Here is a 9,009-nt window from a genome sequence, read left to right on the forward strand (position 1 = left end):
ATCAATATCAAAAGATCGCAGCCTTCGGCAGCTCCTACAGGGTGAGGAATCGGAAAAAGGCGTTGACATCTTTTGATACTGGTCCTAATTTCTAAAAAAAAACACAAGCAATCGTTTCTCGTTTTGCCGTACTGCCTTCGAACACAACAATAAACAATCGTCGGGTGAGTATTTATGAGCAAGCTGAATGATCTTCTGTGCGCGGGATTGGCCGTTTCCCTGGCGATCGCCTCACAGGCTGCAAGTGCGAAAGACATGGTGATTTCCATCTGGGACGGCTACATGGCCCCGGATGCGCTGGAGAAGTTCAAGGCTGCCAGCGGTGTGGAGGTCGACAAGGCGCTGCACGCCACCAACGAAGAAATCATGGGTAAGCTGATGGCCTCCGGCGGTGAAGGTTACGACGTGGTGTTCGTCTCCTCGCCCTTCGCCGAAGTCCTGCACAAGCAGGGGCTGCTGGCGGACATCGATCCGGTCAAAGTCCCCAACCTGAAAAACCTCTACCCCGAAGCCACTCACCTGGAATACGACCAGGGCAACCAGTTCTCCGTGCCTTACACCTGGGGCACCACGGGCATCTGCTATCGCTCCGACAAGGTGACGCCGGCGCCGCAGAGCTGGAACGAACTCCTCAATCCAAGCGATGCCCTCAAGGGCAAAGTGACGATGCTGGCCACCGACCGCTGGATGCTCGGCGCCGGTTTCCTCGCCAAGGGCTGGTCGGTCAACGACAGTGACCCGGCACAGATCGCCGCGGTTCGCGACCAGTTGATCGCCACCAAAAAACGCATTCTGTCCTTCGACGACACCACCTTCTATTCCAAGCTCGCTTCCGGCGAATCGCTGATGGCCCACGCCTGGGACGGCTGGTGCAACTACGGCACGCAGGCCAACGCGGCGATCAAGTTCGTGGTGCCCAAGGAAGGTTCCGACCTGTGGGTGGACACCATGGTGGTGCTCAAGAGTTCGAAGCACCAGGACCAGGCCTTCAAGTTCATCAACTTCATGCTGGCCAAGGAAAACCACGCCTGGGTCGCTGAAAACATCCTCTACAAAGTCCCCAACCAGGCGGCCATGGCCGGGTTGTCCGCGGACCTGCTCAAGCAATACCCCAACCTGACCATCGCCCCCGCCGAGCTGCTGAAAATGGAGCAATTGCGCGACCTGGGCGGCACCACGCAAAAGGCCTACACCCGCGCCGTCACCGAAATCATGGCGGCGCAGAACTAACGCCACGTCGATCCGAGGCATGCCCGGCATGCCTCGCCACGCTCGCAAGCCGCCTCTGTCCTGAGGCGGGAGGATAGGGTTAATGAGTGCTTTGCATGCTGACAGGCGTCTGTCGGCCTGGCTTCTTGCGCCCGGCTTTGGCTGGCTGCTGATGTTCCTGGTGATTCCGTGCCTGCTGGTGCTGGTCTACAGCTTCGTCGAACGCGGTGCCTACGGTGGCATCGACTGGTTGTTCACCTGGGAAAACTACCAGCGCGCGTTCGATCCGCTGTACCTGGGCATCCTGCTCAAGTCGGCGAAAATCGCCGGGCTGGCCACGGTGTTCGCGGTGTTGATCGGCTACCCGGCGGCCTATGCGATTGCCCGGGCGCCACGGCGGCGCCAGGCGGTGTACCTGTTCCTGGTGATGCTGCCGTTCTGGAGCAACTACCTGATCCGCACCTACGCCTGGATCGTCCTGCTCAACCGCGAAGGCCTGATCAACCGCCTGCTGCAAGTGTTCGGCTACAGCGGTGAACCCATCAGCCTGCTGTACACCGAGTCGTCCGTGGTGCTTGGGCTGGTCTACAACTACATCCCCTTTGTGATCCTGGCGATTTTCTCGTCGCTGTCGCGGATCAACAACGAACTCTGGGACGCCTCGAAAGACCTCGGCGCCTCGGGCTGGATGACCTTTCGCCGGATCATCCTGCCGCTGAGCGTGCCGGGTATCGCGGCGGGCGCGGTGTTTGTGTTCGTGCTGAGCATCGGCAACTTCATCACCGCCGACCTGCTCGGTGGCAAGCAGGTGCAGATGGTCGGCAACCTGATCTATTCGCAGTTCCTTACGGCGCGGGACTGGCCGTTCGGTGCGGCGCTGAGCTTCTTCCTGATCGCGATCATGCTGATCCTGTTGTTCATCCAGGCCCTGGTGTCCCGTCGTGCAGAAGGGGCGCGCTCATGAGTCAGCCACGTTCTGTCAGCGCCACCGTGCTGGGTTCGCACCTGGGGCTGGTGTACGCCTTCCTTTATATACCGATCCTGGTGCTGATCCTGCTGTCGTTCAACAAGTCCGGGTTGCCCACCGCCTGGGGCGGCGTGTCGCTGAAGTGGTACGCGGCACTGGCGCACAACACGGCGATCCTGTCGGCGGCGCTCAACACCCTGATCGTCGCGTTGTCGGCGACCTTTATTGCCTGCGTGCTCGGCACGTTCCTCGCGCTGGGTATCGAGTTGCGCCGCAAGGGCAATGACAAGGGCCAGGTGGTCGACACCTTGCTGATGGCGCCGATGATCATTCCCGACATCGTGCTGGCGATTGCGCTGCTGAGCTTCTTCAACCTGCTCAAGGTTGGTCTGGGCCTGCACTCGATCATCATCAGCCACGCGGTGTTCAACATCGCCTTCGTCTGCGCGGTGGTGCGCACGCGGCTCAAGCACTTCGACTATTCGATTCTCGAGGCCTCGATCGACCTCGGTGCGAGCTGGTTCACCACCTTCCGCCGGGTGCTGCTGCCGGTGATTTTCCCCGGTGTGCTGGCCGGTGGATTGCTCTCGTTCACCCTGTCGGTGGACGAATTCATCATCGCCTTTTTCAACTCCGGCTCCGGCCAGGCTTCGACCACGTTGCCCATGCAGATCTACGCCATGATCCGCTTCGGCGTCACCCCGGAAATCAACGCTCTGGCGACGCTGGTGATGCTGGTCAGCATCACCGCGCTGCTGGCTTCGCAGCGTCTCAACAAGGCTCCTCGCACCCATGAATAATTCATCTGCGGTACTGATTCTGGACAAGGTCAGCAAGTCTTATGGCAACGGCCTGGCGGTCAACGAGGTGTCGCTGAGCATCCGCGAGAACGAGTTCTTCGCGCTGCTCGGGCCGTCCGGTTGTGGCAAGACCACGCTGCTGCGCATGCTCGCCGGGTTCGAGACCCCCAGCGGTGGCTGCATCTACCTGGACGGCAACGATATCTCGCCGCTGCCGGCCAACAAGCGTCCGCTGAACCTGATGTTCCAGTCCTATGCGCTGTTCCCCAACATGACCGTGCGCAAGAACATCGCCTACGGCCTGGAAATGGAGCGCCTGCCGGAAAGCGAAATCCGCCGCCGGGTCGATGAAGTGCTGAGCACTGCGCAACTGGGTGAGCTGGCCGAGCGTAAACCCGATCAGCTTTCCGGCGGCCAGCGTCAGCGGGTGGCACTGGCCCGGGCGCTGGTCAAGCGTCCACGGGTGCTGCTGCTCGACGAGCCCTTGGGTGCCCTCGACAAGAAGCTGCGGGAAAAGATGCAGCTGGAACTCAAGCGCCTGCAACACGAGAGCGGCATCACCTTCATCATCGTCACCCACGATCAGGAAGAAGCGCTGGTGATGTCCGACCGCATGGCGGTGCTCGATGGCGGCAAGGTGTGCCAGTGCGGCAGTCCGACCGAGCTGTACGAGAACCCCAACAGCCGGTTTGTCGCCAACTTCATCGGCGTCAGCAACCTGCTCGAAGGCGTGCGCTCGGGCCAGCATTCGGTGCGCGTGAATGGCCAGGAGTTGAGCGTGGAAACCGACGCGCCGCTGGTGTCCGGCCAGTCCGTCGCCGTGGTGGTGCGCCCCGAGCGCCTGCAAGTGCTGACGGAGCAGGGCAGCGATTGCCCGAATCAGGTCAGCGGAAAAATCGTCGAAGTCGCCTACCACGGCCTGGACACCAACCTGCATGTGCAGACAGCCCTCAGCGACAAACCGCTGATCGTGCGCGTGCCGTCCTCACAGTTCGAATTCGCCCATTTTGCAATCGACACGACCATCCGGCTGGGCTGGCAAGCCCGGCATGCCCGCGTATTGACACGCTGAACAATAAAAAGACCAGGCAGGAGCAGCACTCGATGAAACAGAAAGTGATCGCATTCTTCCCCGAAGCCGCCTACGGCCCGGCGCTGAACTCAGTCGGTATCGCCCAGGCCTGTGAAGCCCTGGGCCATAAAGCGGTGTTCCTCACCGACCCGGGCATGAGCGGTGTCTACGCCGGTTATGGTTTCGAGGAGCACATGGTCAACATGTCGGCACCGATGCCGGCCGAAGAGATGGCCCGCTACTGGGTGGACTTCATCAATGGGCACATCCCGAATTTCCGCAAGTCGCCGCTGGAGCAGATCGACAACTACGTCAAGGAGTGCTGGGCGGCCATCGTCGAAACCGCCAAGTGGGCGCAAAAGGACCTGCCGGCAGTGCTGGACAAGGTCAAGCCCGACCTGATCTGCGTCGACAACGTGATCCTGTTCCCGGCGATCAAGCAATACGGCAAGCCGTGGGTGCGGATCATTTCCTGCTCGGAAAACGAGATCGAAGACCCGGATATCCCGCCGCACCTGTCGGGCATGAGCATCGACGACAAGGCTGGCCACGCGCAATTCCGCCAGCGCTTCGAGGAAGTGGTGGGGCCGATCCACGACGACTTCAACCAGTTCCTCCAGGCCCACGGTGAAGCGCCTTATCCGCTGGGCACCTTCTTTGAAGCTTCGCCCTTCATGAACCTGCTGCTGTACCCGGACGCGGTCAAGTTCGACCGCCGCCATCCGCTGCCGGCCGAGCGTTTCCATTACCTGCAAGGCTGCGTGCGCCACGACACGCCGTACGAGATTCCACCGTTCCGCGCCCACAACGACAAGCCGCTGCTGTACGCCAGCTTCGGCAGCCTCGGTTCCGGCGATGTCGAGTTGCTCAAGCGCCTGATCGAGGCGGTGGGCAAGCTGCCTTACCGGGCGTTGTTCAACGTCGGCGAGCACCTGGACGAATACACCGACCTGCCGGACAACGTGCAGATTTCCAACTGGTTCCCGCAGCCGTCGGTGATCGCCCAGGTCGATGCGGTGATCCACCACGGCGGCAACAACAGCTTCACCGAGTGCCTGTTCTTCGGCAAACCGGCGATCGTCATGTCCTACGTCTGGGACGGCCACGACAATGCCATGCGCGCTGAAGAAAGCGGTCACGGTTTCAAGCTCGACCGCTACGAATGGAGCGAAGAACAGCTCGCACAAAAACTCCACGCCTGCCTCAACGACGAGGCCATGCGCCAACGCCTGCAGCGCACCAGCGCGCAGATGCAATCCCGCAAAGGGCCGCAAGACGCGGCCGCGATTCTCGACAAGGTGCTCAACGATGCCTGATTCATCCACCACGGCGGGTATCACGCCGTACCTCGAAGCCGTCAGCAGCCGCACCGACCTGGTGGACTGGGGCGTGCAGAGCGACGCCGTCGAAGGCGTCTCGCACTCCAGCGGCCGCTTGCTGTTCAAGGGCCCGAACAACAGCCCGGAAACCGGGTTGTGGGTGTGCACCCCCGGGCGCTGGCGGCTGTCGATTCCCCGGGACGAGCTGTGCCACTTCATCGCCGGGCACGCGACTTACCGGAATGACAACGGTGAAGTGATCGAAGTACGGCCTAACACCCTGGTGCTGTTCCCGGCCGGCTGGACCGGTGAATGCGACGTCCGGGAAACCTTGCGCAACGTTTACATGCTCGCTTGAGCCTGCCCTTTGTGGGAGCGAGCTTGCTCGCGATGGCGCAATAACATTCAACATCAATGTTGACTGACCCGCCGCCATCGCGAGCAAGCTCGCTCCCACAAGGATCGCGGTGTTCCAACCCTTATCTGATCGGCATTGGGCCAACGGAATTTTTTGGAGAAGATGAATGACTACCCCGTTTCTGTACGACCCCCTGAGCATCACCGACGTCAAGGATTGGGGCGTGATCCCGACCATGCTCGAAGGCGAATCCCGTGTTTCCGGCGTGGTGCTGCACAAAGGCCCCGAAGGCCAGTCCGAATGCGGCATCTGGATCTGCACCCCGGGCAAGTGGTTTTGCCATGTCACCAGCGACGAGTTCTGCCACTTCCTCGAGGGCCGCTGCACCTACGTCCACGAGTCCGGCGAAGTGATCGAGATCAAGCCTGACACCGCCGCCTTCTTCGGCAAGGACTGGAAGGGTGTGTGCACCGTCCACGAGACCATCAAAAAGGTCTACATGATCCGGTGACTGCCATGACTGATGCACTGGCGTCATTGCCAACCCGTGAAGACCAGCGCGCCGCCTTTCTGGCACGCGCCGGTTTCGCCGGGGCCTCGCTGGTGGCCTTGCCGGCGGATGCTTCGACCCGGCGCTATTTCCGCCTGGACGGCGCCGGCCTGTTGTTGATGGATTCGCCGCCTCAGAGCGAACCCATTGGCCCGTTTGTACGGATTGCCCGGCAGTTGCAAGGGTTGGGCCTGTCCGCGCCGGCCTTGCTGGAAGTCGATGAAGTGGCGGGGCTGGCGCTGATCGAGGATTTCGGTCACGACACCTACACCCGGCTGCTGCTGGCCGGGCATTCGGAGTCGGCGTTGTATCACCTGGCGGTCGATACGCTGGTGGCCTTGCATCGCGCAGCGCCAGCGGCGGAACTGGCGCCTTACGACGCGCAGCGACTGGCGGACGAGTGCGCGCTGTTCATCGACTGGTACGTGCCGCTGTTGATCGGCAAAGAGGCGGCACAGGGTCTGCGCCATGAGTATCTGGCGCTGTTCGCCGAGGCTTGTGGTGACGTTGCCCAACGCCGCGAAGCCTTGGTGCTGCGCGACTTTCACGTCGACAACCTGATGCTGCTGCAAGGCCGCGAAGGTGTCGCCGCCTGCGGCTTGCTGGATTTCCAGGACGCCCTGGCCGGGGCGGCCGCCTATGACCTGATGTCGCTGCTCGAAGACGCCCGGCGCGATGTGCCCGAGGCGTTGCGTGAGGCACTGATCAGCCATTACCTGTTGCAGCACCCGGAGCTGGACGCGTTGCGTTTTCTCGAAGACTACCGGCGCCTGGCCGCCCAGCGTCACGCCAAGGTGCTGGGGATTTTCGTGCGCCTGGCCGGCCGTGACGGCAAGCACGGTTACCTGGCGCACCTGCCGCGCACCCTGGGTCTGTTTGTCCGCGCCCTGGAGGCCGAGGCCTTTGCGCCCCTGCGCCAGTGGCTCGACCGGCATGTGCCGGGCTGGCGAGAAGAACTGCCCGCCGCGACCCTGGTGACATTGCGTGAAACCCCTTATCGATTGGTTCAAGGATCATCCCATGGCCACGTTTAACAGCGATTCTGCCTTGCGTTTCATCAACCCCGAGTTCCTGACGCTGAGCGATGGTCGCGTGCGCCAGGTGCTCGATCCGGCGACCCTGCAACCGGTCGGGCAAGTCGGCGTATGTGGCGAAGCCGATGTGCAAGCCGCCATCGATGCCGCCACCGCCGCGCAAAAACAGTGGCGCCTGGTGGATGCCAAAAGCCGCGCCGCGCGCCTGCATCAACTGGCCAATGCCATCGAACAGAACCTGGCGTGCAACCGCGAAGTCGCCCGCCTGATGACCCTGGAGATGGGCAAGCCGTTTCCCGAGGCCATGGGCGAACTGGCCAACTGCGCGCCGATCTTTCGCTACTACGCGGAAATGGCCCGGGACGATGCCGGCAAGGTCGCCGGCACCACGCAGATCGGTTCCTTCCAGCACGTGCGCTACGAGCCCTATGGCGTCAGCGTGCACATCATGCCGTTCAACTTTCCGATCCTGCTGATGTGCTGGACGGTCGCCGCGTCGCTGGCGGCGGGCAATGCCTGCCTCATCAAGCCGGCGGAAGCGACGACCCTGTGCACCCTCAAGTTCATGGAGCATTTCCGCGCGTTGTTGCCGGGACTGGTGTCCTGTGTGCCGGGCGATGCGGTGACTGCGCAGCTGCTGGTGCAGTCGGCGCAGACCCACGCGGTGGCGTTCACCGGCAGTGTCGCGGCGGGCAAGGCGGTGGCCGTGGCCTGTGCCGAGCGGATGAAGCCTTGCGTCATCGAGGCTGGTGGCAGCGATCCATTGATCATCTCCAGGCATGCGCCGCTGGATGTCGCGGCGGCGGGTGCAGTGACGGCTGCATTCCATCTTAGCGGGCAGATCTGCACCTCGGCCGAGCGCTTGTATGTCGTGGACGAGGTGCATGACGAATTTGTCGCGAAGTTCGCTGAACGCACCCGCGCCCTGCGCATCGGCCATGGCCTGGAACGCTCGGAGATCGGGCCGATGGTCAGCGAAGCGGCACGCAATAAAGTCATGCGCCTGGTCGATGACGCCGTGGCCAAGGGCGCGAAAGTGGTGTGTGGCGGGCGGATTCCACCCCAGCAGACGGTCGGCTGGTTCTATGAGCCGACCATCCTCACCGGCGTGACCGGTGACATGGCGATTCTTCAGGAAGAGTGCTTTGGCCCGGTGGCGGCGATCTGCCGGGTCAGCGATTTCGATGAGGCGGTGCGGCTGGCCAACGACTCGCCGTTCGGCCTCGGGGCCTCGCTGTTTTCCACGGACCTGGCCGAAGCCATGGAGGCCGCCGAGCGCCTGGAAGCGGGGATGGTCTGGGTCAACAACCCGCTGATCGACAACGATGCGCTGCCGTTCGGTGGCTGGAAAATGTCCGGCCTTGGGCGCGAGCTCGGGCGTCAGGGGCTGGAAGCGTTCCGCCGCTCGAAAATGGTCATCATCGATCACCAGCCGAAGATTCAGGACTGGTGGTATCCCTACGCCGACGATGTGTTCTATCGCGATCCGGCCTGAAGCCCGGATGCACACAGGAGGATCGTGATGAGTGACAACATGGGCGGGTCGACGCTGGCGGTGATTCTCGCGGCCGGGCAGGGCAAGCGGATGCAGTCGCCGCTGCCCAAGGTCTTGCACCCGGTGGGTAACCGGCCGCTGCTCGGCCATGTGCTGGCGGCGGTGGAGGCGGCCGGTATCGAGCAACGGGCGGTGGTGGTGGGCG

Annotated in this window: 10 protein-coding genes; all 10 read left to right on the plus strand. The window is 62.5% G+C overall.

Annotation, left to right across the window (positions count from 1 at the left end):
* Positions 1 to 174 precede the first annotated feature (174 nt).
* Positions 175 to 1,230, plus strand: a complete 1,056-nt coding sequence (locus AC07YV_RS29295) for a polyamine ABC transporter substrate-binding protein (RefSeq protein WP_102702764.1) — start codon at positions 175 to 177, stop codon at positions 1,228 to 1,230.
* 82 nt (positions 1,231 to 1,312) lie between these two features.
* Entirely contained in the window at positions 1,313 to 2,173 is an 861-nt protein-coding gene (locus AC07YV_RS29300; protein WP_102702765.1) for an ABC transporter permease, read from the plus strand.
* Positions 2,170 to 2,976 (plus strand): ABC transporter permease, encoded by an 807-nt coding sequence (locus AC07YV_RS29305; protein ID WP_007976115.1) that lies wholly within the window; start codon positions 2,170 to 2,172, stop codon positions 2,974 to 2,976. Before AC07YV_RS29300 ends, AC07YV_RS29305 begins: the two co-directional genes overlap by 4 nt.
* On the plus strand, positions 2,969 to 4,048 hold the full coding sequence (locus tag AC07YV_RS29310) for an ABC transporter ATP-binding protein (RefSeq protein ID WP_102702766.1): 1,080 nt from the start codon (positions 2,969 to 2,971) through the stop codon (positions 4,046 to 4,048). The genes AC07YV_RS29305 and AC07YV_RS29310 overlap by 8 nt, the downstream gene beginning before the upstream one ends.
* 32 nt (positions 4,049 to 4,080) lie before the next feature.
* Positions 4,081 to 5,364: a nucleotide disphospho-sugar-binding domain-containing protein gene (locus tag AC07YV_RS29315; protein ID WP_102702767.1), complete on the plus strand. Its 1,284-nt coding sequence runs from the start codon at positions 4,081 to 4,083 to the stop codon at positions 5,362 to 5,364.
* A complete protein-coding gene (locus tag AC07YV_RS29320; RefSeq protein WP_053161121.1) occupies positions 5,357 to 5,725 on the plus strand; it encodes a cupin domain-containing protein in 369 nt (122 codons plus the stop codon). Before AC07YV_RS29315 ends, AC07YV_RS29320 begins: the two co-directional genes overlap by 8 nt.
* Positions 5,726 to 5,891: 166 nt before the next feature.
* Positions 5,892 to 6,236, plus strand: a complete 345-nt coding sequence (locus AC07YV_RS29325; RefSeq protein WP_007976122.1) for a cupin domain-containing protein — start codon at positions 5,892 to 5,894, stop codon at positions 6,234 to 6,236.
* A 5-nt stretch (positions 6,237 to 6,241) separates the two neighbouring features.
* On the plus strand, positions 6,242 to 7,309 hold the full coding sequence (locus tag AC07YV_RS29330) for an aminoglycoside phosphotransferase family protein (RefSeq protein ID WP_102702768.1): 1,068 nt from the start codon (positions 6,242 to 6,244) through the stop codon (positions 7,307 to 7,309).
* Positions 7,296 to 8,804 (plus strand): aldehyde dehydrogenase family protein, encoded by a 1,509-nt coding sequence (locus AC07YV_RS29335; protein WP_102702769.1) that lies wholly within the window; start codon positions 7,296 to 7,298, stop codon positions 8,802 to 8,804. The genes AC07YV_RS29330 and AC07YV_RS29335 overlap by 14 nt, the downstream gene beginning before the upstream one ends.
* Positions 8,805 to 8,843: 39 nt before the next feature.
* The coding region (locus AC07YV_RS29340; protein ID WP_494990392.1) for an NTP transferase domain-containing protein at positions 8,844 to 9,009 on the plus strand (166 nt) is incomplete at its 3' end.

The sequence above is a fragment of the Pseudomonas sp. GW456-E7 genome (genome assembly GCF_059424105.1).